The organism is Streptomyces sp. NPDC088157, from assembly GCF_044741545.1.
Taxonomy (GTDB): domain Bacteria; phylum Actinomycetota; class Actinomycetes; order Streptomycetales; family Streptomycetaceae; genus Streptomyces.
Window position 1 is genome coordinate 344228 of sequence record NZ_JBIUSU010000007.1, and the last position, 24681, is coordinate 368908.

Below are 24681 nucleotides of genomic sequence, written 5' to 3' on the forward strand. Positions count from 1 at the left end.
CCATCAACGGTCCGCGTGATTACGCTCGCGCTCATGGAAGACTCCGCACCGCGCCCGGCCCCCCAGGCGATCACCACCGCGAACCCGGCCGACCGCCCCGTCTACGTCATCGGCGGCGGACCCGGCGGACTCGCCACCGCGTACGCGCTGCGTGCCCAGGGCATCCGGGCCGTCGTCGTGGAGAAGGCCGACGGGATCGGCGCGTCCTGGCGGCGCCACTACGACCGGCTGCATCTGCACACCACCCGCCGTCTGTCGGCCCTGCCCGGGCTGGCGATACCGCGCCGTTTCGGGCGGTGGGTGGCGCGCGACGACATGGTGCGTTACCTCGAGAAGTACGCCGAGGCGCATGAGCTGGAGATCGTCACCGGCGTCGAGGTGTCCCGCGTCGAGCGCACCCCGGACGGCACCGGCTGGCTGCTGCACGCCACCGGCGGACGTGAGCTCGTCGGCTCGGCGGTGGTCGTCGCCACCGGCTACAACCACACCCCGCACCTGCCGGAGTGGCCCGGCCGAGAGGCGTTCACGGGCGACCTGGCGCACGCCGCCGGCTACCGCAGCGGCAAGGAGTACACCGGCCGGGACGTCCTCGTCGTCGGCGTCGGCAACACCGGCGCCGAGATCGCCGTCGACCTGGTGGAGAGCGGTGCGGCCCGGGTGCGCCTGTCCGTGCGCACCGCCCCGCACCTCGTGCGCCGCTCGACGGCCGGCTGGGCCGCGCAGTACACGGCCGTGCTCGTACGGCGGCTGCCGGTCCGCCTCGTGGACCGGCTCGCGCGCCCGATGGCGAAGCTCAGCGTGCCCGACCTGTCGGCACACGGCCTCCCCCGCCCCGACAGCGGCCTCTACTCCCGCGTCAGGGACGGCGCCATCCCGGTGCAGGACGTGGGCCTGATCGACGCCGTGCGCAAGGGCAGGGTGGAGATCGTGGCCGCCGTGGAGGGTTTCGAGGAGGGCGGGAAGGTCGTCCTCGCCGACGGCGCCCGGATCGCCCCGGACGCCGTCGTCGCCGCCACCGGATACGCGCGCGCCCTGGAGGGCCTGGTCGGTCACCTCGGAGTGCTCGACGACCGCGGCAGACCCGTGGCGCACGGCGCCCGCGCCCCGAAGGACGCCCCCGGCCTGTACTTCACCGGCTTCACCACCCCCATCAGCGGCACGCTCCGCGAGCTGGCGATCGACGCCGGGAAGATCGCGAAGGCGGTGCGCCGCCGGCTGCGTTAGCCGGCCGGCCCGCAACTCCCTTGAGTCAGCTGCCCGTTACACCTGTGTCAGATGTAACGGAAGCGTTGTCCCGCGCCCTCCCGCGGAGCCAGAATGTGAGCCCTGTTCATCTTTTGGCTCCACCCGCTCCCGCTTTCGAAGCTCGACGGAGGACGCACGTGGCAAGTGAAAGACAGCACTCCCCAGGCATGTCCCGCCGTGCCCTGCTCGGCCGGACCGCCGCCGCGGCCGCCGGCGCCACCGCGCTGACCGCGACCGCCGCGGGTACGGCCGCCGCGACCACCACCCGGGACGTGGACGTCGCGATCGTCGGCGGCGGGCTCGCCGGCCTCACCGCGGCCCGCGACCTCGTGGCGGCCGGCCGGACGGTCGCCGTCCTGGAGGCCCGCGGCCGCGTCGGCGGCCGGGTGGTCAACCTGCCGCTGGCGGGCGGCGGAGTCACCGAGGGCGGCGGCGAGTTCATCGGCCCCACCCAGGACCGCATCAAGGCGCTCGCCGACTCCCTCGGCGTGGCCACCTTCGCCACCTACAACACCGGCAAGAACCTCCTCTACAAGGACGGCAAGAGGACCCCGTACGCCACCGACGGCCTCCTCGGCTCGGTCCCGCCCGTCGATGTGGCCGGCCTCGCCAACGCCGCGATCGTGCAGGCCTCGCTGGACGACATGGCCAAGCAGGTGCCGGTCGACGCGCCGTGGACCGCGGCCAAGGCCGCCGAGTGGGACAAGCAGACCTTCGAGAGCTGGCTGAACGCCAACGCGGTGGTCCCGTCGGCGAAGTTCCTCCTCGACGTGGCCTGCACGTCGATCTTCTCGGCCGAACCCCGCGAACTCTCGCTCCTTTTCGTCCTCTTCTACATCGCCGCCGCCGGCAACGCCTCGACCCCCGGCACCCTGGAACGCCTCACCGAGACGGCGAACGGCGCCCAGGAGCTGCGCTTCGTCGGCGGCTCCCAGCTGGTGCCGGTCAGGCTCGCCGCCACGCTCGGCGACCGGGTGGTGCTCAACGCCCCGGTCCGTTCGATCGCCCGGTCCGGCGGCAAGTACACCGTGACGGCCGACGGCGTCACCGTGACCGCGAAGCGGGTCGTCGTCGCCGTGCCCCCGCCGCTCGCCGCCCGCATCACCTACGACCCTCTGCTGCCCGCCGCCCGCGATCAGCTCACCCAGCGCCTGCCGATGGCCTCGGTCGGCAAGGCGATCGCGATCTACGACACCCCCTTCTGGCGCGCCGACGGCCTCAACGGCCAGGTCGTCAGCGACACCGGGGTGATCAGCTCCACCTTCGACAACTCCCCGCCGGACGCCTCGTACGGCGCGCTGATGGGCTTCATCGAGGCCGACGAGGCGCGGAAGCTGGACGGGGCGAGCGAGGCGGAGGTCAGGGCGGCGGTGCTGAAGGACTACGTCACGTACTTCGGCGAGAAAGCCGCCTCCCCTTCCTCCTTCGTCCTGCAACGCTGGAACAACGAGGCCTACACCCGCGGCGGCCCCGTCTCGATCGCCGCACCGGGCGTCCTGACCCAGTACGGCCCGGCCCTGCGCGAGCCGGTCGGCGGGATCCACTGGGCCGGGACGGAGACCTCCGTCCACTGGATGGGCTTCATGGACGGTGCCGTGCGGTCGGGCGAGCGGGTGGCGAAGGAGGTGCTGGCGGTGCTGTAGTCACCGCCACGTCCGCATGTCGCCGGCTCCCGGTCCGCTCCTTTCTGTGTGCACGACCATTCCTGACGCTCCGTCAGGTATGTAACCTGACAGAGCGTCAGTTACTCGACAGTCACCCATGGCAGTCACACAGGAGCGGGCGGACCGATGCTTGGATCAACCCACGGCACCCTCACCACCGACTCCCGCCGGGCCCGGGTCGTCGCGTGCGGCGAGCACCCCGGGCCCGCCGTCCACGGCCGGCCGGCCGACGCGGGCGACCTCGACGTCAGCGGCCGTCCGCTCTATGCGGACGTCCCCGACCTGGACCGGTTCTTCCGGCCCGGGTCGGTCGCGGTCATCGGCGCCTCGGACGCCGAAGGACGCCCGAACACCGGTGTCACCCGGCAACTGGTGGACTGGGCCGATCGGGTGGGGGCACGGCTGCACCCCGTGCATCCCACCCGCGAGACCGTTTTCGGCCTGCCCTGCTCACCGTCCGTGGCCGACCTGCCCGAACAGGTCGACCTGGCCGTCCTGCTGGTCGCGGACCCGCTGCCGGTGATCGAGCAACTCGCTGAGACGAAGGTGAAGTTCGCGGTCGTCTTCGCGTCCGGCTTCGCGGAGACGGGCGAGGAGGGCGCGGCCGCGCAGGCCCGCCTCGCGACCGCGGTGGCCCGCTCGGGCATCCGCCTCCTCGGCCCCAACACCAATCTCAACGCCTTCGAACGGTTCCGCGACGACCTCACCGGTCCGTCGATCGCGCTGATCACCCAGTCCGGCCACCAGGGCCGCCCGGTGTTCGCCCTCCAGGAACTCGGCATCCGGCTCTCCCACTGGGCGCCCACCGGCAACGAGGCCGACCTGGAGACCGCCGACTTCCTCTCCTACTTCGCCGAGCGCCCCGAGGTCGGCGCGATCGCCTGTTACGTGGAGGGGCTGAAGGACGGCCGGTCCTTCCTCCTCGCCGCCGACCGGGCCGCCCGGCGCGGGGTGCCGGTCGTCGCGGTCAAGGTGGGCCGCACCGAGACCGGCGCCCGGACCGCCGCCTCCCACACCGGCAAGCTGACCGGCGCGGACGAGGTCGTCGACGCGGCCATGCGCCAGTACGGCGTGATCCGGGTGGACGGACTCGACGAACTCCAGGACACCGCCGCCCTGCTGGCCCGCGCCCGCCCGCCGCAGGCCGACGGGGTCGTCGTCTACTCGATCTCGGGCGGCACCGGCGCCCACGCGGCCGACCTGGCGACGGCGGCGGGCCTCAGCCTGCCGGTCCTGTCGGACGCCAAGCAGGCCGAGCTGCACCAGTGGATCCCCGAGTACCTGAACGTGGCCAACCCGGTCGACAACGGCGGCCATCCGGTGGGTGACGAGCGGGGCCGGAAGATCATCGACGCGATCCTCGACGACCCGGCCGTCGGCGTGCTGATCTGTCCGATCACGGGCCCCTTCCCGCCGCTGAGCGACCGTCTGGTCCAGGACCTGGTGGACGCGGCGGAACGGACGGACAAACTGGTGTGCGTGATCTGGGGCTCGCCGGTGGGCACCGAACCGGCGTACCGCGAGGTCCTCCTGGGCTCCTCCCGGGTGGCCACCTTCCGCACCCTCGCCAACTGCGTCTCGGCCGTCCACGCCCACCTCGGCCACCACCGTTTCGTCCGCGCCTACCACTCCCCCTTCGACGAGGCCCCGCGCACCCAGTCCCCGTCCTTCCGCAAGGCGCAGCTGCTGATGCGGCCGGGACAGCAGCTGAGCGAGCACGCGGCGAAGCAGCTGCTGCGGGCGTACGGCATCCGGGTGCCGCGCGAGCAGCTGGTGACCAGCGCGGCGGCGGCGGTGCGGGCGGCGGGGCTGGTCGGCTACCCGGTGGTGATGAAGGCGTCCGGCGCGCAGATCGCCCACAAGACCGAACTGGGCCTGGTGAAGATCGGCCTGACCTCGGCCAGCCAGGTGCGCGACGCCTACCGCGAGCTGACCGACATCGCCCGCTACGAGGGCGTCTCGCTGGACGGCGTCCTGGTGTGCCAGATGGTCGAGCGGGGCGTGGAGATGGTGGTCGGCGTGACCCACGACGACCTGTTCGGCCCGACGGTGACGGTGGGCCTCGGCGGGGTCCTGGTGGAGGTCCTGCACGACGCCGCCGTGCGCGTGCCGCCCTTCGGCGAGGACCAGGCCCGCGACATGCTGGCCGAACTGCGCGGAAGGGCGCTGCTGGACGGCGTCCGGGGCCGCCCACCGGCCGACGTCGAGGCGCTCGTCGAGGTGATCCTGCGCGTGCAGCGGATGGCCCTGGAGCTGGGGGACGACCTCGCCGAACTCGACATCAACCCGCTGGTCGTCCTGCCGTGGGGGCAGGGCGCGGTGGCGTTGGACGCACTGGCGGTGTGCCGGTGAGGATCCCTTCGTGGAACGGAGCGTGAGCATGCCCGAGCCGTCGATACGCCACCGGACCGACCAGCAGGTCACCCACCTCACCCTCGACCGCCCGGAAACCCTCAACGCCCTCACCCCCGACCAGCGCGACCGGCTGATCGCCCTCCTCGCCGAGGCCTCGGCCGACCCGGACGTACGGGCGGTGGTCCTGACCGGCACCGGCCGCGGTTTCTGCGCGGGAGCGGACCTGCGGGGCGGCTCCGCGCCCGGCGAGCGGGTCGCCGGGGACGTCGCCCGCACCCTGCGGCTGGGCGCCCAGCGGCTGGTCTCGGCCGTCCTCGACTGCGAGAAGCCGGTGATCGCCGCGGTGAACGGCACGGCGGCCGGCCTGGGCGCGCACCTCGCCCTGGCCTGCGATCTGGTGCTGGCCGCCGAGTCGGCCCGGTTCATCGAGGTGTTCGTCCGCCGGGGCCTGGTCCCGGACGGCGGCGGCGCCCATCTCCTGCCCCGGCTGATCGGCCCGCAGCGCGCCAAGGAGCTGATGTTCTTCGGCGACGCGCTCACCGCGGCGGACGCCGAACGCCTCGGCCTCGTCAACCGGGTGGTTCCGGACGGCGAACTGGACAAGACGGCCCACGCGTGGGCGGCGCGGCTGGCCGCCGGCCCCACCCGCGCCCTGGCCCTCACCAAGCAGCTGGTCAACTCCTCCCTCGACACCGACCGTGCCACCGCCTTCGCCGCCGAGTCCGCCGCCCAGGAGATCAACATGACGACGGCGGACGCGAGGGAGGGCGTGGCGAGCTTCGTGGAGCGACGGGAGCCGAGGTTCAGGGGCCGGTGACGGAGTCCCGGCCCTTCCTATCTGACATGCCGTCAGTTTCAATGGACCGCATGATGGGACATGCGGGAATGGCGGCCGCGGCCGTCCGCTACCTCCGGGCGGACCGCCCGGTCGAGGCGCTGCCACGCCCCGAACTGCGCTGTGTCCGGGAGGACGAACGGGCGCCGGTCGACCAGGGCGAGTTCCGGCGGGTGCTGGGGAGTTTCGCGTCGGGCGTGACGGTCGTGACGGCGGCCGCCGCCGAGGACGAGGACGCGGGCGTCGGCCCCGCCGGGTTCGCCTGCCAGTCCTTCTCGTCCCTCTCCCTCGATCCGCCCCTGGTCGCCTTCATGGTCGGCCGCACGTCCACGACCTGGCCGCGCATCGCCCGCGCGGGCGCCTTCTGCGTCAACGTCCTGGGCGCCGGCCAGTCCGCCGTGTGCCGTGCCTTCGCGGCGAGCGGCACGGACAAGTTCGCGGGCGTCGCCCACGACGCGTCGCCGGTGTCGGGTGCGCCCCGCCTCGCCGGCACGCTCGCGTGGATCGACTGCGCGATCCACGCGGTCCACACGGGCGGCGACCACCTCATCGTGGTGGGCCGGGTGAACGCCCTGGGGACGGGAGAGGGCGCCGGCGAACCGCCCCTGCTGTTCCACAGGGGCCGGTTCCTCTGATCGCCGGCCGCCGCCCGCCGCTCAGTTCACGTACTCGACGATCTGCATCATGCCCTCGTCGCCGTGCTGGAGCTGGTGGCAGTGCAGCATCGAGCGGCCGGTGAAGTCCGCGGCGCGCAGCCGGAAGGTGACCGAGCCGTTCGGCGGCACGGCGACGGTGTCGTGCCAGATCGGCGTGGCCAGCCGGCGGTTGTCGACCGCGGTGAGGAGAAAGTGGTTGGTGTGCAGGTGGAAGGGGTGATGGGCGTGGGCGTGGGAGTCGTTGACGACCGTCCACTCCTCGACCTCGCCCAGCCGGACGCGCTGATTGACGTACCCGGGCGCCATGCGGCCCCAGGCGAGATCGGCACGGCCTGCCCGGGGGTCGGCGGGCGGGGTCTCGCCGTCGCCGAGGATCCGGTAGGCGTTCGGGAAGGCGCCTGAGAAGACGTTCTCGTAGCTGCGGAAGGTCAGCACCCGGGTGCGGGTGGGCTCGGGCAGACCGACGGGCCGGCCGGGCAGACTGCTCGGCAGCGACATCGAGCGCGCGGCGCCGGTGACGACGAGCGTCAGCAAGTGCCGGGAGGGGCCCCCGCCGGTCAGCTTGTAGGTGCCGGGTCTGCCGCCGCGGACCAGCAGGTCCACCCGTCCGCCCATGGGCAGCGTGAGTCCGGTGGTGGCGACCGGTTTCATGAAGGTGATGCCGTCGCAGGCGATCTGGTGCATCTCCTGCCCGCCCAGGCTCAGGAAGTGGGCGGTGAGCGCACCGGCGTTGACGACCCGCCAACGCTGGACCTCCCCCGGGGCGATGGTCAGAACGGGGTTCTTGGCGCCGTTCACCAGGAAGGTCGAGGTGATGTGGTCGTAGACGCCGTGCGAGGTCAGATCGGGCACCCGCCCGCCGGACAGCTTGAGTTCGCTGACGCAGACGACGACGTCCCTGGCGGCGGCGATCTCGGGCACCTCGTCGACGTCCCCCTCGACGACGAGCACTCCCGCCATGCCGTTCAGCAACTGGGTCGCGGTGGACCCGTGATGGTGGGGGTGGTACCAGAACGTCCCGGCCGGATGATCCGCCGGGATCTCGATGGTGCTGCGGTGGGTGGTGGTGGCCCCCGGCATGTCGGCGGGCTCGAAGACGCGGAAGACGTTGTCCGCCTCGTCCGAGGGATCCACGTGCAGGCCGTGGGTGTGCAGGTTGAAGGTGTTGAAGCCGTGCGGGAGGTTCGTGTCCTGGTGCATCGCCTCGCCGTTCGGCGGCAGCGCGTTGACCTGGGTGATCTCCAGGGAGTCCCCCGGACGCACCCTCAGCGTCGGCCCCGGGACCGTCCCCTCGTAGGCACGGGTGAGCACAGGGCCGACCCCGGGGAGTTCGTGCTCGGTGAGCCGGACCGTCAGTTCGGTCGCCAGCCGCCCCGTGCCGGGTGGTGTGCTGCGCGTCCCGGGCTGCGGAAAGGAGGCGTCGCTCGCCGTTCGCGCCCCCGCGGGCGAGCTCGTCGCCCCTGCGGTCACGACTGCCCCGGCAGCGATCGGCAGGCTTTTCAGTACGCCACGACGGGACAGAGCTGTCATCAAGCGCCTCCACAGGCAGCAGACGGGCAGAGCAACGACCAGAGGACCTCACATTACGGAACGTAGTAGTTTGACACGTGGAGTAACCATCGGCGGGTTGCACGACCCGCCGCCGCCCCCCGCCTGCACACCTTCGCAGGCAGGGACACCACCGAATGCCGCCTCACACCGTCGCCGGCAGGGACACCACCGGCTGCCGCCTCACACCGTCGCCGGCAGGGACACCACCGGCTGCCGCCGGATCACCAGCGCCATCAGCGCCGCCGCGGCGCACAGCGCCCCCGACGCGTACCAGACCATGTCGTACGAGCCGAACGTGTCCCGCGCCAAGCCGCCCGCGAAGGCCACCAGGGCCGCGCCGACCTGGTGGGAGGCCAGCACCCAGCCGAAGACGATGGCGCTGTCCTCGCCGTACTGCTCGCGGCACAGGGCCAGGGTGGGCGGGACCGTGGCGACCCAGTCGAGGCCGTAGAAGACGATGAAGAAGATCATCGGTGGGTGGACGGACGGTGCCAGCAGCATCGGCAGGAACAGCAGCGACACACCCCTGAGCGCGTAGTACACCGCCAGCAGCCGGCGAGGCTCGAAACGGTCGGTGAACCAGCCGGAGGCGATCGTGCCGACCACGTCGAAGACGCCGATGACCGCGAGCAGCGAGGCCGCCGCCGTGATCGGCATGCCGTGGTCGTGGGCGGCGGGCACGAAGTGGGTCTGGACCAGGCCGTTCGTCGATGCGCCGCAGATCGCGAAGGTGCCGGCCAGCAGCCAGAACGGGCCCGTGCGGACCGCCGAGAAGAGGACCCGCAGCGTGCGGCGCGCGGCGCCCTGCACCGGCGGCGGCTTCGGGACGAACTCCGTCGCGCCGTACGGCTTCTGGCCCACGTCGGCCGGGTGGTCCCGCAGCAGCAGCCAGACGAAGGGGACGACGGCGAGCGCGGCCAGCGCGACCGTCACCGCCGCCGGGCGCCAGTCGTACCGCGTGACCATCCACGACAGCAACGGCAGGAAGATCAGCTGGCCGGAGGCGGAGGCCGCGGTCAGGATGCCGCTGACCAGGCCCCGTCGCGCGGTGAACCAGCGGTTGGTGACCGTCGCGGCGAAGGCGAGCGCCATCGAGCCCGAGCCGAGGCCGACCAGCAGGCCCCAGTACAGCAGCAGCTGCCAGGCCGCCGTCATCCACACCGTGAGGAGCGAGCCGACCGAGATCACCGTCAGGGCCACCGCCACCACCCGGCGGATGCCGAAGCGGTCCATCAGCGCCGCCGCGAACGGGGCGGTGAGGCCGTACAGCGCCAGGTTGACCGAGACCGCCGCGCCGATCGTGCCGCGCGACCAGCCGAAATCCTCGTGCAGCGGGTCGATGAGCAGCCCGGGGAGCGAACGGAAGGCCGCCGCGCCGATGATCGTGACGAAGGTGACGGCGGCGACGAACCAGGCGCGATGAATACGGCCGCGACGGCGGTCGCGGACGCGGTCGGAAGCGGGCTGCTGTTCCTCGGCGGATGCCGGAGTATCGGTTGTCTGGGTCACGTCATCGAGCTTTCCGATACCGGAACCCACCGGACGAGTGGCCCGAGGGACAGCATTCGCTAGGATCAGGCCATGGGCACCGAACGGGCCAGAAGCACTGAGCGAGCCGTGAGCATCGAGCGGACCGGAAACACCGAGGAGGCCGCGAGCAGCGAGCGGACCAGGAGCACCGAGCGGACCAGGAGCACCGAGCGCGGCTTCCGTCCCCACCGCGTCGTCGTCCTCGCCCTCGACGGTCTGCTCCCCTTCGAGCTGGGCATCCCGCACCGCATCTTCGGCCGCCCCAAGGACGCCGGGGGCCGGCGCCTGTACGAGGTCGTCACCTGCTCGATCCGGCCGCCCGGTCCGGTGGAGACGGACGCCGACTTCGCGATCACCGTCGCCAACGGCCCCGAGACCCTGGCCACCGCCGACACCGTGATCGTCCCGGCCTCCTACGAGCTCGGCCCGGTCTTCGAGGAGGGCGTCCTGACCGACGACCTCGCCGCCGCGCTCGCCCACGTCCGGCCCGGCACCCGGCTCGCCTCGATCTGCACCGGCGTGTACGTGCTGGCCGCCGCCGGCTTCCTCGACGGCCGGCCCGCGACCACGCACTGGGCCGACGCCGACCGTCTCCAGCGGCTCTTCCCGCAGATCGACGTGGACCCGGACGTCCTCTTCATCGACGACGGTGACGTGCTCACCTCCGCCGGCGTCGCCGCCGGGATCGACCTGTGCCTGCACATCGTCCGCCGCGACCACGGCACCGTCGTCGCCAACGAGGTGGCCCGCCGCACGGTCGTACCGCCGCACCGCGACGGCGGCCAGGCGCAGTACATCGAGCGCCCCGTGCCCGACCCGCAGCAGGCGACCACGACCGCCGCCCGCGCCTGGGCGCTGGGCCGCCTCCACGAGCCGATCCAACTGCGGCACATGGCCGAGCAGGAGGCCATGTCGGTGCGGACGTTCACGCGCCGCTTCCGCGAGGAGGTCGGCATCAGCCCGGGCCAGTGGCTCACCCAGCAGCGGGTCGAGCGGGCCCGGCACCTGCTGGAGTCCAGCGACCGGTCCGTCGACCAGATCGCCCGGGACGCCGGTTTCGGCACCGCCCAGTCGATGCGCCAGCACCTACAGGCGGCTCTCGGGGTCACTCCGACCGCGTACCGCCGCACCTTCCGCACCGGGAGCGGTGGGGGCAGCGGGAGCGGCGGCACGCGAGTCGGCGACAGCGGTGGGCACGGGGCGGTCGCCGCCCTGCGGTGACCGCCTGGCGGCGCGCGTCTCCCCCCACCAGCCGACCGCCGTCAGGACGAGGGTCAGCCCCACCCCGGCGAGGATCGCCGTCGACGGCGCGACCACCTTCAGCAGGGCACCGGCGAGGGAGCCCGTCGCCGCGTAGCCGGCGCCCGCCGCCGCGTACATGACGGAGTACCCCGCGGCGAGGGCATGCGGCGGGAGCGCCTCGCGCAGGGAGAGGTTGCGGGTGAGCATCGCGGCGGACTGGAGGGTGCCGCCCACGACCAGCGCCGCAGCGATCCCCGCCGCGTCCGGTGTCAGCGCGGCGAGCACCACACAGATCGACGTCCCCGCCATCAGCACCACGCTGCGGGTGCGCAGTCGTCCCGGCCAGGCCCGGAGGCCGTAGGCGAACGCGCCGAGCCCGCCGCCCACCGCCATCCCGGTCAGCAGCGGGCCGGACCAGCCGACGCCGATGCCCCGCTGTTCGAGCAGGGCCGGCAGGACGAGTTCGGAGAGCCCGAGCAGGGTGAGGCTGGCCGCGCCCGTGACGTACACCGGCCAGGCGGCGGTCAGGAGCCGCAGCGGCGATCCGCCCGCGCGGTCCCCACCACGCGGCTCGGCGGGATCTTCCGGGACGCCCGTCCCGTCCGTGCCGCCGGTCCCGTCGGTCCCGCCCGTGCCGTCCGTGCCGCGCGGCGCGCCGGTCCCGCCAGTGCCGTCCGTGCCGCGGGTCGCGCCCGTCCCGCCCGTCCCGTCCATGCCGCCCGCGCCGTCCGCGCCCCAGGCGGCCGGAAGCAGCCGCAGGCCCGCGACCGACGACGCCATCAGGGCGGCCGCGAGGAGCAGCGGGACGCGCGGCGCGACGCCGAGGGCGAGCCCGGCGACCGCCGCCGGGGAGACGGCCCACACCCCGGCCGTCAGCATCGACTCGACGGACAGCGCCTGCGCCGCGGCACGCTCCGGGACCAGCGCGGTGAGCAGCGTGCGCAGCCCGCCGGTGGCCGCGGCCGGGGCGGCACCGGCCAGGAACGCGAACCCGCCGAGGACGGCCGGGTGAGCATGGGGAAAGGCCCCCGCCCCCGCGAATCCGACGGCGCCGGCCGCCAGGCCGACGGTCAGGTGGAGGCGGGCGCGCTCGGGCCGCAGCCGCATTCCCAGGACGGGAGCGCCGACGATCTCGCCGATGACGTAGGCCGCCGCGAGGATCGCGCCCAGCGAGTAGCCGCCGGGGCGTTCGCGCACCAGGAACACCAGCGCCAGGGGTGCCATGGCGACCGGCATACGGGCACCGACGGCGGTGCAGGCCCAGAGCAGGACCTGTCGGGAGGCGACGTCACGGTAGGACATGACAGGACCGTAGGGGGCGGCACCGGCACCGCCCCACGGGTTTTCCCGTCAGAAGGTCAGAACGTGAGCACCGCCCGCGCCACCCGCCCCGCCTCCGCGTCCGCGGCCGCCTTCTCGAAGTCCTCCACGGGGTAGGTCCGCGTGACGAGTTCGTCGAGCAGCAGCCGTCCCTCGCGGTACAGGTCGGCGTACAGGGCGATGTCCCGCTGGGGGCGCGAGGAGCCGTAACGGCAGCCCAGGATCGACTTGTCCAGGAACAGGGAGGAGACCAGGAAGGACGCCTCGGCGGTGGCGGGCGGCACCCCGAGAAGCACCGCCTGCCCGTGCCGGTCGAGCAGGTCGATGGCCGTCCGGATCAGCTCGACCCGCCCCACGCACTCGAAGACGTGGTCCGCACCCGTCGGCAGGACCTCCCGCACCCCGTCCGTCGAGGTCAGGAAGTCCGTCGCGCCGAACCGCCGGGCCACCGCCTCCTTCGCCGGGTTCGCGTCCACCGCGACGATCCGCAGCGCGCCCGCGATCCGCGCGCCCTGCAGCACGTTCAGCCCGATCCCGCCGGTCCCGATGACGACGACGCTCTCCCCGTGCCCCACACGCGCGCGGTTGAGCACGGCGCCGACGCCGGTCAGCACTCCGCACCCGATCAGCGCGGCGGACGTCAGCGGAACGTCCCTCGGGATCCGGACCGCCTGTACGGCCTTCACCACCGTGCGCTCGGCGAAGGCGGAGTTGGCCGCGAACTGGTACACCGGGCTCCCCGCGCGCGTGAACGGTTTCCGCGGGCGCCCGATGGCCTGCCGGCACATCGTCGGCCGACCGCGGTCGCATTCCGCGCAGGCACCGCAGCTGGCGAGCGTGGACAGCGCCACGTGATCCCCCGGCACCACATGGGTGACCCCCGCGCCGACCGCCTCGACGACCCCCGCGCCCTCGTGGCCGAGGACCACGGGCACCGGAAAGGGAATCGTCCCGTCGACGACCGAGAGGTCGCTGTGGCACAGCCCGGCCGCCGAGATCGTGACGAGCACCTCACCCGCCGCCGGATCGCGGACGGCCAGATCGTCGACGACCTCGGCCCGCTTCCCGTCGAACACCACGCCTCGCATCGCGTCCCCTCCGTCCCGTCCGCTATCCCTTGGGCTGCCTGGGCAGGCCGAGCACCCGCTCGGCGATGATCGTGCGCTGGATCTGGTCCGAGCCGCCGTAGATCGTGTCGGCACGGGAGAACAGGAACAGGTGCTGCGCCTCGTCGAGTTCGTACGGCGAGGACGACGACCAGTCCGCGGGGCCGACGCTCGCCGCCGCCCCCCGCACCTGCACCGCCACCTCCCCCAGCCGCTGATGCCAGCCCGCCCACAGCAGCTTGGCCACGCTGGGCGCGCCCGGCCCGCCGGATCCTCCCAGCGTCCGCAACGCGTTCCACCGCATGGTGCGCAGCTCGGCCCACAACCGCACCAGCCGCTCGTGCACGACGGGGTCGTCGGCCGCCCCCGTCCGCACGGCCGTCCTCACGACCCGCCCCAACTCCTGTGCGAAGCCGATCTGCTGGGCGAGGGTCGACACCCCGCGTTCGAAGCCGAGGAGGCTCATCGCGACCCGCCAGCCGTCGCCCCGCGCGCCGACGACGTGCTCCACGCGCGCGTGCGCCCCGTCGAAGAAGACCTCGTTGAAGTCGCTGGTGCCGGTCAGCTGCCGGATGGGCCGGACCTCGATCCGTCCCGGCTGGTCCATGGGGACGAGGAGGAAGGTCAGCCCGTGGTGACGCCTCGACTCCGGGTCGGTGCGGGCGAGCACGAAGCACCAGTCGGCCTCATGGGCGAGCGAGGTCCAGATCTTCTGCCCGGTGATCAGGTACGACCGTCCGTCGGGGGCGAGTTCGGCCCTCGTACGGACGCCGGCGAGGTCGGATCCCGCGCCGGGTTCGCTGTACCCCTGGCACCACAGCTCGGTCCCGGCGGCGATCGGCGGCAGGAAGCGCGCCTTCTGCTCCGCGGTGCCGTGCGCGAGGAGGGTCGGAGCGAGCAGGTTCTCCCCGATGTGCCCGGAGCGGGCCGGAGCCCCCGACCGCGCGTACTCCTCGGCCCAGGCGACCTGCTGGGTGAGACCGGCCGTCCGGTTCCCGTACCCGCCTTCCCCCCACCCGAGCCCGATCCACCCGGCCGCCCCGAGGGCAAGCTCCCAGGAACGCCGGTCAGATGCCTGCGGGGCGCTCGCCTCGAGCCACGCACGCGCCTCGGCGCGGAAAGAGTCGTCCGACGACGTGAATCCGAACTCCACGTTCCCCTCCTCGAGTAAGGGCGACCGCAACCCCTCAGGGGTGCGGGGAAGTGCGCGACCAGTCACGACGAGCGCGCACCCGCCGGTCCGCGCGCACCCCCGGGCTATTGGGCGTTGGGCCGGTTCCCCTCCCGCGCGGCCCGAGCCATCTCCTCCAACCGCACCAGCATCGGCATCGGATCCACCCCTACGGTTCCCGGCAACACCTCGGCGATCCGCTCGGGCGTCCAGGGGCCGCCCTCCGCGTAAGCCGAACGCAGTTCACCGGGCTGCGCCCACACCGCGATCTTCGGCCCCGCCACGGTGTACACCTGTCCGGTGACCCCCGCGTCCCGCGCCCGCTCCGACAGCAGGTACACCACGAACGCGGCCACGTCCTCCGGCTCCCCGATCTCCGTCAGCTCCATCGGCACACCCGCGGACATCCGCGTCCGCGCGACGGGAGCGACCGCGTTCGCGGTCACGCCGTACTTGTGCAGGCCCAGCGCGGCGCTCCGTACGAGCGAGATGATCCCGCCTTTTGCCGCGCTGTAGTTGGCCTGCGAGACCGAGCCCTGGTGGTTGCCGCTGGTGAAGCCGATCAGCGTGCCGGAGCGCTGTCCGCGCATCACCGCCGACGCCGCCCGGAACACGGTGAACGTGCCCTTGAGGTGGGTGGCGACGACCGGGTCCCACTCCTCCTCGGACATGTTGAACAGCATCCGCTCCCGCAGGATCCCGGCCACGCACACGACCCCGTCGAGCCGTCCGTACGACGTCAGCGCGGTGTCGACGACCCGCTGCCCGCCGGCCATCGTCGAGATGTCGTCGGCGACGGCGACCGCCTGCCCGCCCGCCGCCTCGATCTCCTTGACGACGGCCTCGGCGATCTCGCTGGCGGGTGAGGCGCCGTCCACCGAGACCCCGTAGTCGTTGACGACGACCCGTGCGCCCTCGGCCGCCGCCGCGAGCGCCACCGCCCGTCCGATGCCTCGTCCCGCCCCTGTGACGGCGACGACCTTGCCGGTCAGGAAGTTCCCCACGCCCGGACCCCTCCCGCAGTTTCTGACGGACCGTTAGATTTGAGATTCGAGGTCTAGATTGACCCGTCCGTCGGTCGGGGACAAGCCCCGGGGAGGCACGGAATGACACTGCCGGTCGAGTTCCACGACATCGCGAAGCGCGTCAACAACTGGGGGCGCTGGGGGGCCGACGACGAGATCGGCACGCTGAACCTCATCACCGACGACGTCGTCCGCGCGGCCGCCGCCGAGGTCCGCACCGGCCGCCGCGTCCCGCTCGCCCTGCCCCTGCGGGAGGACGGCGTGCAGACCGGACTGATCCCGGGGCGGGTCAACCCGCTGCACGCCATGGTGCAGATCAACCAGGAGATCTTCGGCCCGGGCACGGTGGCGTGCAGCGACGACGCCGTGACCATGGGCCTCCAGGCCGCCACCCACTGGGACGCGCTGACCCATGTCTCGCACTCGGGGAAGCTCTACAACGGCCGACCGGCCGGCACGATCACCCCGCACGGCGGCGCCGAGTTCAGCGGCATCGACAAGGCGCGGCACGTCGTCTCGCGCGGGGTGCTCCTGGACGTGGCACGCGCGCGTGGCGTCGACCGGCTGGACGGCGGGCACGCGGTCACCCCGGAGGACCTGGAGGCGGCCGAGGAACTGGCCGGCACCCGGGTGCGCGCCGGCGACATCGTGCTCGTACGGACCGGGCAGGTCCAGCTCTACCTGGCCGGCGACAAGCAGGGGTACGGCTATCCGTCACCGGGGCTGTCGGTCCGTACGCCGGAGTGGTTCCACGCGCGCGACGTGGCGGCGGTCGCCAACGACACCCTGACGTTCGAGATCTTCCCGCCCGAGATCGAGGATCTGTGGCTGCCCGTGCACGCGCTCGACCTCGTGGAGATGGGAATGCTCCAGGGCCAGAACTGGAATCTCGAAAAGTTATCCACAGCCTGTGGACAAGAAGGCCGCTACGCGTTCCTGCTGTCGGCGATGCCCGAGCCGTTCGTCGGCGGGACGGGGACTCCGGTGGCCCCCGTGGCCGTGCTGTAGGAGCCGGCCCTCCCCTCACGTCGGCTGGCGGCGCGCGGCTGCCCGCCCCGAGCACGGCACCGCGCACCGCCATCCGACTCCGGCGCACCCTCCCCCACTCCCGTCTTCGCTCGAGCGGGAGGGCCCCCACCGACTCCCCTCGGCCCTGAGGGAACCGGCGCCGAATCGCGACCCGCACTCGACGAGGGCCTCCGTCACCGAAGCCCTCGCCGTCCCCTCGCGGCGAATCGCTGACCACAAGCGTGATCAAACGGACACGCGTCGTCAACACCCGACCGGAGATTTGTTACTTACATCCCCTTTGCGATGGGCGCGCACGGAAGCACAACCGGGCGCATCGATGCCGGTTCCGGACGGGACCGACAGCGCTTTCTGCGCCCGTGCACCGAGATCCGCGGGGCGGCACGCGTGTGTGCGCCCTCACCCGCCTCGGCCCTCACCCGCCACCCGCGTCGGCCGTCACCCGCCGCACCGGCGCCCGGCCGTCCGGTCGCCCCTCACACCACCTCGTACGCGAGCCCTCCGTATGCCGGCTCAGCCGGCTCGGGCTCCGCCGGAACGGCCACCCGGCACTCCTCCGCACCCCCACGGTCCGCCTCGGCCTCAGCAGGCACCGCACAGCGGTCCAGTTCGCACCAGATGCGCTTGCCCGCGCCCTCGACGCTCCAGCCCCAGCGGTCCGCGAGTCCGTCGACGAGGGCCAGCCCCCGGCCGCCGGTCGCCTCGTCGCCGGCACACCGGGGCACGGGAGCACGGTCGCTGGTGTCGGCCACCTCCAGACGGACGGTGGACGGCTCGGCCGTCCCGCCCGGCAGGGAGAGCCGCAGCACGGCCGGACAGCCGGTGTGCACCACGGCGTTGGTGACCAGTTCCGAGACGAGCAGGATCAGCGTCTCGGCGAGCGGCTCCTCGTCCCCTATCCCCGACCCGGCGAGGCGCGAACGGGCCCACCTCCGGGCGCGCCCCACCTCAGCGGGGTCGGGCCGGATCTCCAACTGCACTTGAAGCACCTGCACCGCTCACACCATCCGAACCGGCGGACACATGGCCGTGCGCCACGCGAGCCACGCGAGCCGCGTGTGCACCATGACGACGGGGGCCACGATCGTAGCCATTTTCTGCATGGCCAGAACAACAGCCAGAGGCAGGGTGACGGAACGTGAATCCCTTAGGAGACAGCTTGGTTGACATACAGTCACCTCAACAAGCGCTTCGGGCATATTCCAGCGCGAAGGAGTACCCGTGCGGCATACTGTGCGACGCTCGTTGCGGGGAGTCGAACAGGCGGGCTCCAGAAGCCCGTCCGCCCTGGGAGTGGCCGCGCGCACCGCCGGATCCGGCACCGCCCCAGGGGCACCGCCGGCATGGCTCATGCTCGGAACCACTCGCATCCCACAGAAGGTACCGGAGAGGCCTGCCGACTCCGGGCCGTGACGGGTCACGCATCGGACACAACCCGATATCAACGCTCCGTGATTCCGGTATGCCACGATCCGCGACACGCGTACGACGGCCCGCGCGGCGCCCCCGTCGTCACCGCCGGCAGGCGCCGTCAGCGGCCCGCTCCGGACAGCAGATCGGCCGCGAGCGACTCCTCACCGTCCGTGCCGCCGCCCGCACGCCGGGTGCGCACCCAGGCCCGTTTCAGCAGCAGATGCACGTCCGCCTCCCAGGTGAAGCCCATTCCGCCGTACACCTGGAGGCAGTCCCGCGCGCCGCGTACGGCGGCCTCGTCGGCGAGGAGCCGGGCGGCCGCGATGTCGGCCCGGTCGGCGGTGACGGCGGCCGCGTAGACCGCCGCGCGGGCCACCTCGACCCGCACCAGGAGCTCGGCGCACAGATGCTTGACCGCCTGGAAGGCGCCGATCGGCTGCCCGAACTGCTCGCGCGCCCGGGCGTGTTGCACGGCCAGCTCGCACGCGCGCGTGGCCGTCCCCAGCTGCTCGGCGGCCGTGAGGAGCACGGCGGCGGGGTCGACGGCCGCGGAGGCGCCCGGCACGCGGTGCAGCGGCGTCAGCGGGTCCACCGACCGCAGCGGCACGGCACCGTCGGCCTCGCCGCGCACGACGTCGGCCTCGGCCAGCCACTCCACGAGACCGCCGCCGTCCACGGCCGCCACCACGGTCTCCCCGTCGGCCGCGCCGGGGACGCGTCCGGCCGCGAGGTGGGTGGCCACCAGCGGCCCCGGCAGCAGGACCCGGCCCGCCTCCTCGAACACCAACACGGCCTCGGGCAGACTCAGTCCGACCCCTCCGTCCGCCTCGGGCAGCCGCAGCGCGAAGAACCCGGCCGCGCCGAGCTCCCGCCACAGCGCCCGGTCCAGCCGTCCCGGCCGATCCACGGCCGCCCGCAGCGCCGCGCGGTCGAAGCGGCGCGCCAGCAGCCCGCGCACTCCGTCCCGCAGCGCCCGTTGATCGTCCGTCAGTCGAAAACGCATGGCGGTGGGTTCACCGTCCCTTCGGCAGCCCCAGGATCCGTTCGGCCACGATGTCGCGCTGGATCTGCGACGTACCGGCCGCGATGGTGTACGAGAGGGAGGAGAGCCGGTCGCCGACCCAGGGGCGGTCGAGGTCGAGGGACTCGACGCCCAGGACGTCCGCGGCCGTGTCGTACAGCTCCTGGCGGGCCTGCGAGTACCTCAGTTTGAAAACCGAACCCGCGACGCCCGGCAGCCCTCCCTTGGTCTCCGCCTCGCTCACGTTCCACTGTGTGAGCCGCCAGAGCGCCCGGAACCCGGCGTTGAGGGCGCCCAGCCGCCGCCGGAGGGCGGGATCGTCCCAGCGTCCGTTCCTCCGTGCCTCCAGGGCGAGTTCGCCCAGCACGCGTCGGCAGGCGACGACCTCGCCCACGAAGGCGGTGCCGCGCTCGAACGACAGCGTCACCATCGTCACCCGCCAGCCGTCGTTCTCCTCCCCCACCCGGTTGGCGACCGGAACCCGCACCTCGTCGAGGAAAACCTCGGCGAACTCGGCGGATCCGGCGAGGGTGCGCAGCGGCCGTACGGTGATGCCCGGGGCGTCCATGGGCATCGCCAGCCAGGTGATGCCCTTGTGCTTCGGCGCCCCCGGATCCGTGCGGACCAGCAGCTCGCACCAGTCGGCGACCTCCGCGTGCGAGGTCCAGATCTTGGACCCGCTCACCACGTAGTCCTCGCCGTCGCGCCACGCGCGCGTGCGCAGCGCCGCGAGGTCGGAGCCGGCTCCGGGCTCGCTGAAACCCTGGCACCACACCTCCTCCCCGCGCAGGACCGGCGGCAGCCAGCGCGCCCGCTGCTCGGCCGTGCCCTCGGCGGCGATCGTCGGCCCGGCGTGCAGCAGCCCGACGAAACCCGCCCCCACGTAGGGCGCGCCTGCCTTCTCCGTCTCCTCCAGGAAGATCAGACGGACGCTCGGCGAGGCCTGCCAGTGCACGTCGGCGTACCCGGCGTCGTACAGCGTCCGCTGCCAGCCGAGGTCGTAGGCGCGGCGGCCGGGCCAGTCGTCCGGGGACGGCTTCGGCGGGAGCGTCGGCAGCACCTTGCCGAGCCACTCGCGCAGCCGGGCCCGGAACTCGGCGTCCTCGGGGCTGTCCGAGAGGTCCATGGTTTTGATCCCCCTGCCCTGGTCCCGGTCCCGGCTACTTGTCCAGGTCCAGGTCCAGCATGCGGATCGCGTTGCCCCGCATCAGCTTGTAGACCGTCTCGTCGTCGAGGCCCTTGACGTGGTCGAGGGCAACCTCCCTGGTGTGCGGGAAGGTCGAGTCGACGTGCGGGTAGTCGGTCTCGAAGGTCGCGTTGTCGCGCCCCACCGCGTCCAGGGACGCGACCCCGTGCTTGTCGCGGAAGAAGCAGCAGAAGATCTGCCGGTAGTAGTACGTGGACGGCGGCTCGGGGACGATGTCCCTGACCCCGCCCCACGCGCGGTGCTCCTCCCAGACGTCGTCGGCACGCTCCAGGGCGTACGGGATCCAGCCCATCTGACCCTCGGAGTAGGCGAGTTTGAGGCGCGGGAACTTCACCAGCACCCCGCTGAAGAGGAAGTCCATCATCGAGGCCATCGCATTGTTGAACGAAAGGGACGCCTGGACGGCCGGCGGCGCGTCCGGCGAGGCGGCCGGCATCTGCGAGGACGAACCGATGTGCATGTTGACGACCGTCCCCGTCTCCTCGCACACCGCGAAGAACGGGTCCCAGTAGCCCGAGTGGATCGACGGCAGCCCGAGGTGGCTGGGGATCTCGGAGAAGGTCACCGCGCGCACCCCGCGGGCCGCGTTGCGCCGGATCTCCGCGACCGCCAGCCCGACGTCCCACAGCGGGATCAGGCACAGCGGGATCAGCCGCCCACCGCTGTCCCCGCACCACTCCTCGACCATCCAGTCGTTGTAGGCGCGCACACAGGCCAGCGCGACCTCCTTGTCGTGCGCCTCGGCGAAGGTCTGCCCGCAGAAGCGGGGGAAGGACGGGAAGCAGAGCGAGGCCTCGACGTGGTTGAGGTCCATGTCCGCCAGCCGGGCCTTCGGGTCCCAGCAGCCGCGCCGCATCTCCTCCCGGGTGATGCCCTCCAGCGTCATCTCGTCGCGGTCGAAGCCGACGGCGGCGATGTTGCGCTTGTACGGGAACTTCAGGTCCTCGTAGATCCACCAGTCGGTGGGCTGGCCGTCCGGGTCCATCGTGATCTGGTACTTCCCGGCGACGTAGGCGAGCTCGCCGATCCCGGCGGTGAGGGGCTGCGGTCCCCGGTCCCGGTACTTCTGCGGCAGCCAGGTCGCGAAGAGATGCGCGGGCTCGATCACATGGTCGTCGACGCTGACGATGCGCGGCAGTTCGGTGCTCATGGCTTCCCCTCCGCCTGGCGGAACGCCAGTTGTCCGATGGACGTGGCCGTCCGGCCGACGGCCGTCGGGGCCGCCCCGCCATCTGATGGCCCGTCAGATTGGCTCTCCCCAGCAGGCTAGCCCCCGCCCCCTGGACCGACAAGGCGACCGGCTCTACGCTCTGCCAAAATCTGACTACCCGTCAGTTTCGATCGTCAGTTGCGCCAGGGGGCCGACGTGAACGACACCGCCACCGCCCACGAGCTCAGCGCGTCCCGCACCCTCTGGGACCTGCTCGCCCGCCGCGCCGACCTCACCCCCGGCCGCCGGGTCCTCCTCCAGGCCGACCGGGCCCTGACCTTCGGCGAACTGCGCGAGCGCGCCGAGCGGGTCGCGGCCGGGCTGCACGACCTGGGCGTACGCCCCGGCACGGTCGTCGCCTGGCAGCTGCCCACCCGACTGGAGACGGCCGTCCTGTCCTTCGCGCTGGCCCGCCTGGGCGCCGTGCAGTCCCCCGTCATCCCCTTCTACCGAGACCGCGAGGTCGGCTTCGCACTGCGCGAGTCGAAGGCGGAGTTCTTCGCGGTGCCGGGCGTCTGGCGGGGCTTCGACCACACCGAGATGGCGCGGCGGCTGGGCGCGAAGGGCGTCTTCGAGGCGTACGACGACCTGCCGGACGGGGACCCGGCCGTGCTTCCGCCGCCGCCCGCCGAGGGCACCTCGGTGCGCTGGATCTACTGGACCTCGGGGACCACCTCCGACCCCAAGGGCGTGCTGCACACCGACCGGTCGCTGATCGCCGGCGGCTCCTGCCTCGCCCACGCGCTGCGACTCACGGCGGCCGACGTAGGCTCGATGGCGTTCCCGTACGCCCACATCGCCGGCCCCGACTACACCGTCATGCTGCTGCTCTACGGCTTCCCCGCGGTGATGTTCGAGCACTTCGCGCTGCCGGACGCGCTGGAGGAGTACCGGCGGCACGGGGTGACGGTCGCGGGCGGGTCGACGGCATTCTACTCGATGTTCCTGGCCGAGCAGCGCAGACGGCCGGGCGCGCCCCTGATCCCCTCGCTACGGCTGCTCGCGGGCGGCGGAGCGCCCAAGCCGCCCGAGGTCTACCACGCCGTCGTGCGCGAGATGGGGGTGCAGCTCACGCACGGGTACGGGATGACCGAGGTGCCGATGATCACCATGGGCGCGCCGGACGACACCGCGGAGAACCTCGCGACGACGGAGGGGCGGCCGCCGGAGGGCATGCGGATACGCGTGGTGGACGGGGAGGTGCGGCTGCGCGGGGAGGCCGTGTGCCAGGGGTACCTGGACCCGGCCCAGACGGCCGAGGCCTTCGACGCGGAGGGCTTCCTGCGCACCGGCGACCTGGGGCACGTGACCCGCAGCGGGCATCTGGTCCTCACCGGCCGGCTGAAGGACGTCATCATCCGCAAGGGGGAGAACGTGTCGGCCAAGGAGATCGAGGACCTGCTCGCCGCCCACCCGGCCGTCGGGGACGTGGCGGTGGTCGGCCTGCCGGACCCGGAACGCGGCGAGATGGTGTGCGCGGTGGTGGAACGGACGCCGGGGCCGGGGGAGCCGCTGACGCTGGAGGCGATGACCTCGTATCTGCGCGCGGGCGGCCTGTCGGTCCACAAGCTGCCGGAGCGGCTGGAGGTGGTGGACGCCCTGCCGCGCAACGAGACCCTGCGGAAGGTGCTGAAGTACAAGCTGCGCGAGCGGTTCTCCGGGTGAGGACTGGTCGGCCGCGTACTGGTGGGCGGTGTACTGCCCGGCTGTGTACCGCCCCGCCGCATACCGCTCGGCGGTACGCTGCCCCGCTGCGTGCCACCCGGCTGTGCGCTGCCCCGCTGGTGCCACCCGGCTGCGGACTGCTCCGCCGCGTTCTACTCGGCGATCGTGAAGTAGCGGGCGAAGGCGGGGACGATCTCCGCCTCGCCGACCTTGCCGTCCGCGTCGGCGTCGAGGACGGCGGCGGCGCCCCGCGCCACCTCGTCGGGCGCCCCGAGCGCCCTGAGCACCCGTACCGTGTCCTCGACCGTGGCCCGGCCGTCACCGTCGGCGTCGGCGATGTCCAGGGCCGCGTGCAGGAAGGGGCGGGCGATCTCGGCGAACCGCTCCGGGTTGTCACGCAGGCGCTTGACCGCGCCGTTCACGAACTCGTCCCGGTTGATGCGCTGGTCGCCGTCCCGGTCGGCGATGCCGGCCATGCCCTGCCAGAACGCCTCGGCGCCCGCGTAGAGCGCCTGCCCCTTGTCGGAGCGGGCCGCGGTACCGAACTCGGCGAGCAGCGCCTTGGCCGCCGCGCCGAAGTCCGACCGGTCGATGTAGCCGTTGCCGTCCTGGTCGAAGGTGGCGAACCGGGCGGCGATCCTGCGTTCGTACTCGCTGCTGACCATGTCTTCTCGAACCGCCTTACGTCATCGCGCGGAGGTGCTGCTGGGAGTGGTTCCGGCAGGGAGCGTACGACGTCGGCGACGCCCGGGCGGCGGTAAAGCGACGTCTGTGCCAGGACCGGGTGAATTTCGGGACGAAGGTGTGGTGGAGCGGGGCTCGCGGGCCTACGCCGAGAGGGGTTCCGTCCCGTCGTCCACGGCGGCCGCCACGTCCGCGTAGACGTCGAAGAGGCGGCGGACGCCCAGCGCGCCCAGCACCCGGTTGACGTGGGAGTCCTCCGCCGCACCCCGCGCGGGGAGGATCAGGCGCAGGCGTCCCCGGCAGGAGCGGATGAGGCGGCGGGAGGCGATGAGCACGCCGACGCCGCTGGAGTCGCAGAAGTACACCTCGGAGAGGTCCAGGACGAGACTGTGACGGCCCTCGGCCACCTCGTCGTGCACCTTCTGACGCAGCACCGGCGACGTCACCAGGTCCAGCTCGCCCGACACATGGAGCACGGCCCATCCGCCCTGCTCCCCGCCGGTCACTTTGAAGGCCACCACCACGCCCTTCGCTCGCTGTAGCTCGCGGTAAACGGAAGCTGTCCCTTCGCTTCCTTGCAGCGCGGCTGCCCAGCGGCCGTGCCCCGAAACGCCGAAGGAAAAACAGAAACTAAGGGAAAGAGGCTTGTTTCAGTCATATCCAGTCCGGTTCGATCCTTGTCTGTCGGGTAGGCGCGGCTCATACCACCTCCTTGCGGACAGGGGGCGCACATTGAAACAAAGGGGCGTGCG

Annotated in this window: 19 protein-coding genes and 1 pseudogene; 8 read left to right on the top strand and 12 right to left on the bottom strand. The window is 72.7% G+C overall.

The window, feature by feature from the left end; translation table 11 throughout:
• Window positions 1-33 precede the first annotated feature (33 nt).
• From ACIPFH_RS28475 to ACIPFH_RS28495, 5 genes are all read left to right on the top strand, one after another.
• Window positions 34-1224, top strand: a complete 1191-nt coding sequence (locus tag ACIPFH_RS28475) for a flavin-containing monooxygenase (RefSeq protein ID WP_401830753.1) — start codon at window positions 34-36, stop codon at window positions 1222-1224.
• A gap of 188 nt (window positions 1225-1412) precedes the next feature.
• Window positions 1413-2888: a flavin monoamine oxidase family protein gene (locus tag ACIPFH_RS28480; RefSeq protein WP_401830755.1), complete on the top strand. Its 1476-nt coding sequence runs from the start codon at window positions 1413-1415 to the stop codon at window positions 2886-2888.
• A gap of 147 nt (window positions 2889-3035) precedes the next feature.
• Window positions 3036-5261, top strand: a complete 2226-nt coding sequence (locus ACIPFH_RS28485; RefSeq protein WP_401830758.1) for an acetate--CoA ligase family protein — start codon at window positions 3036-3038, stop codon at window positions 5259-5261.
• A gap of 28 nt (window positions 5262-5289) precedes the next feature.
• On the top strand, window positions 5290-6081 hold the full coding sequence (locus tag ACIPFH_RS28490) for an enoyl-CoA hydratase/isomerase family protein (RefSeq protein ID WP_401830759.1): 792 nt from the start codon (window positions 5290-5292) through the stop codon (window positions 6079-6081).
• 53 nt (window positions 6082-6134) lie between these two features.
• Window positions 6135-6734 carry a flavin reductase family protein gene (locus ACIPFH_RS28495; protein WP_401831148.1) on the top strand — a complete coding sequence of 200 codons (600 nt, stop codon included), beginning with the start codon at window positions 6135-6137 and terminating at the stop codon, window positions 6732-6734.
• 21 nt (window positions 6735-6755) lie between these two features.
• Here ACIPFH_RS28495 and ACIPFH_RS28500 read toward each other — a convergent pair whose 3' ends face one another.
• Window positions 6756-8285, bottom strand: coding sequence for a multicopper oxidase family protein (locus ACIPFH_RS28500; RefSeq protein ID WP_401830761.1), 1530 nt, complete (start codon window positions 8283-8285; stop codon window positions 6756-6758).
• A gap of 201 nt (window positions 8286-8486) precedes the next feature.
• Window positions 8487-9815 (bottom strand): MFS transporter, encoded by a 1329-nt coding sequence (locus ACIPFH_RS28505; RefSeq protein ID WP_401830764.1) that lies wholly within the window; start codon window positions 9813-9815, stop codon window positions 8487-8489.
• Window positions 9816-10052: 237 nt separating this feature from the next.
• On the opposite strand from ACIPFH_RS28505, the gene ACIPFH_RS28510 reads away from it, so the two are divergent.
• Window positions 10053-11057, top strand: coding sequence for a GlxA family transcriptional regulator (locus ACIPFH_RS28510; protein ID WP_401831150.1), 1005 nt, complete (start codon window positions 10053-10055; stop codon window positions 11055-11057).
• Window positions 11058-11393: 336 nt separating this feature from the next.
• Here ACIPFH_RS28510 and ACIPFH_RS28515 read toward each other — a convergent pair.
• From ACIPFH_RS28515 to ACIPFH_RS28530, 4 genes and pseudogenes are all read right to left on the bottom strand, one after another.
• Window positions 11394-12380: pseudogene (locus tag ACIPFH_RS28515) on the bottom strand (hypothetical protein); the annotation flags it as partial.
• A 56-nt stretch (window positions 12381-12436) separates the two neighbouring features.
• Window positions 12437-13486 carry a Zn-dependent alcohol dehydrogenase gene (locus ACIPFH_RS28520; RefSeq protein WP_401830766.1) on the bottom strand — a complete coding sequence of 350 codons (1050 nt, stop codon included), beginning with the start codon at window positions 13484-13486 and terminating at the stop codon, window positions 12437-12439.
• Window positions 13487-13508: 22 nt separating this feature from the next.
• Entirely contained in the window at window positions 13509-14657 is a 1149-nt protein-coding gene (locus tag ACIPFH_RS28525) for an acyl-CoA dehydrogenase family protein (RefSeq protein WP_401830768.1), read from the bottom strand.
• Window positions 14658-14761: 104 nt separating this feature from the next.
• A complete protein-coding gene (locus tag ACIPFH_RS28530) occupies window positions 14762-15679 on the bottom strand; it encodes an SDR family NAD(P)-dependent oxidoreductase (RefSeq protein WP_401830770.1) in 918 nt (305 codons plus the stop codon).
• Between the two features lie 102 nt (window positions 15680-15781).
• Here ACIPFH_RS28530 and ACIPFH_RS28535 point away from each other — a divergent pair, with 102 nt between their 5' ends.
• On the top strand, window positions 15782-16708 hold the full coding sequence (locus tag ACIPFH_RS28535) for a cyclase family protein (protein ID WP_356246611.1): 927 nt from the start codon (window positions 15782-15784) through the stop codon (window positions 16706-16708).
• 497 nt (window positions 16709-17205) lie between these two features.
• Here ACIPFH_RS28535 and ACIPFH_RS28540 read toward each other — a convergent pair whose 3' ends face one another.
• The 4 genes from ACIPFH_RS28540 to ACIPFH_RS28555 form a co-directional block, all read right to left on the bottom strand.
• Entirely contained in the window at window positions 17206-17724 is a 519-nt protein-coding gene (locus tag ACIPFH_RS28540) for an ATP-binding protein (protein WP_401830772.1), read from the bottom strand.
• Window positions 17725-18260: 536 nt separating this feature from the next.
• Entirely contained in the window at window positions 18261-19145 is an 885-nt protein-coding gene (locus ACIPFH_RS28545) for an acyl-CoA dehydrogenase family protein (RefSeq protein WP_401830773.1), read from the bottom strand.
• Between the two features lie 10 nt (window positions 19146-19155).
• On the bottom strand, window positions 19156-20289 hold the full coding sequence (locus ACIPFH_RS28550) for an acyl-CoA dehydrogenase family protein (RefSeq protein WP_401830775.1): 1134 nt from the start codon (window positions 20287-20289) through the stop codon (window positions 19156-19158).
• A gap of 34 nt (window positions 20290-20323) precedes the next feature.
• Window positions 20324-21520, bottom strand: a complete 1197-nt coding sequence (locus ACIPFH_RS28555) for an amidohydrolase family protein (RefSeq protein WP_401830777.1) — start codon at window positions 21518-21520, stop codon at window positions 20324-20326.
• A gap of 216 nt (window positions 21521-21736) precedes the next feature.
• Between ACIPFH_RS28555 and ACIPFH_RS28560 the strand changes: the two genes are divergently transcribed.
• A complete protein-coding gene (locus ACIPFH_RS28560; RefSeq protein WP_401830779.1) occupies window positions 21737-23245 on the top strand; it encodes a class I adenylate-forming enzyme family protein in 1509 nt (502 codons plus the stop codon).
• A 152-nt stretch (window positions 23246-23397) separates the two neighbouring features.
• On the opposite strand, the gene ACIPFH_RS28565 is transcribed toward ACIPFH_RS28560, so the two are convergent.
• Together ACIPFH_RS28565 and ACIPFH_RS28570 are read right to left on the bottom strand one after the other, a co-directional pair.
• Window positions 23398-23910 carry an EF-hand domain-containing protein gene (locus ACIPFH_RS28565; protein WP_401830781.1) on the bottom strand — a complete coding sequence of 171 codons (513 nt, stop codon included), beginning with the start codon at window positions 23908-23910 and terminating at the stop codon, window positions 23398-23400.
• Between the two features lie 162 nt (window positions 23911-24072).
• The gene (locus ACIPFH_RS28570) at window positions 24073-24453 is read right to left on the bottom strand and encodes an STAS domain-containing protein (RefSeq protein WP_401830784.1); all 381 of its coding nucleotides are present in this window, start codon (window positions 24451-24453) and stop codon (window positions 24073-24075) included.
• Window positions 24454-24681 lie beyond the last annotated feature (228 nt).

What these genes read in the sequence shown, in the direction of transcription:
- ACIPFH_RS28545 (WP_401830773.1), bottom strand. Translation starts at nt 19,145, where the DNA reads ATGCGTTTTCGACTGACGGACGATCAACGGGCGCTGCGGGACGGAGTG.
- ACIPFH_RS28485 (WP_401830758.1), top strand. Translation starts at nt 3,036, where the DNA reads ATGCTTGGATCAACCCACGGCACCCTCACCACCGACTCCCGCCGGGCC.
- ACIPFH_RS28535 (WP_356246611.1), top strand. Translation starts at nt 15,782, where the DNA reads ATGACACTGCCGGTCGAGTTCCACGACATCGCGAAGCGCGTCAACAAC.
- ACIPFH_RS28555 (WP_401830777.1), bottom strand. Translation starts at nt 21,520, where the DNA reads ATGAGCACCGAACTGCCGCGCATCGTCAGCGTCGACGACCATGTGATC.
- ACIPFH_RS28495 (WP_401831148.1), top strand. Translation starts at nt 6,135, where the DNA reads ATGGGACATGCGGGAATGGCGGCCGCGGCCGTCCGCTACCTCCGGGCG.
- ACIPFH_RS28565 (WP_401830781.1), bottom strand. Translation starts at nt 23,910, where the DNA reads ATGGTCAGCAGCGAGTACGAACGCAGGATCGCCGCCCGGTTCGCCACC.
- ACIPFH_RS28490 (WP_401830759.1), top strand. Translation starts at nt 5,290, where the DNA reads ATGCCCGAGCCGTCGATACGCCACCGGACCGACCAGCAGGTCACCCAC.
- ACIPFH_RS28520 (WP_401830766.1), bottom strand. Translation starts at nt 13,486, where the DNA reads ATGCGAGGCGTGGTGTTCGACGGGAAGCGGGCCGAGGTCGTCGACGAT.
- ACIPFH_RS28475 (WP_401830753.1), top strand. Translation starts at nt 34, where the DNA reads ATGGAAGACTCCGCACCGCGCCCGGCCCCCCAGGCGATCACCACCGCG.
- ACIPFH_RS28480 (WP_401830755.1), top strand. Translation starts at nt 1,413, where the DNA reads ATGTCCCGCCGTGCCCTGCTCGGCCGGACCGCCGCCGCGGCCGCCGGC.
- ACIPFH_RS28500 (WP_401830761.1), bottom strand. Translation starts at nt 8,285, where the DNA reads ATGACAGCTCTGTCCCGTCGTGGCGTACTGAAAAGCCTGCCGATCGCT.
- ACIPFH_RS28550 (WP_401830775.1), bottom strand. Translation starts at nt 20,289, where the DNA reads ATGGACCTCTCGGACAGCCCCGAGGACGCCGAGTTCCGGGCCCGGCTG.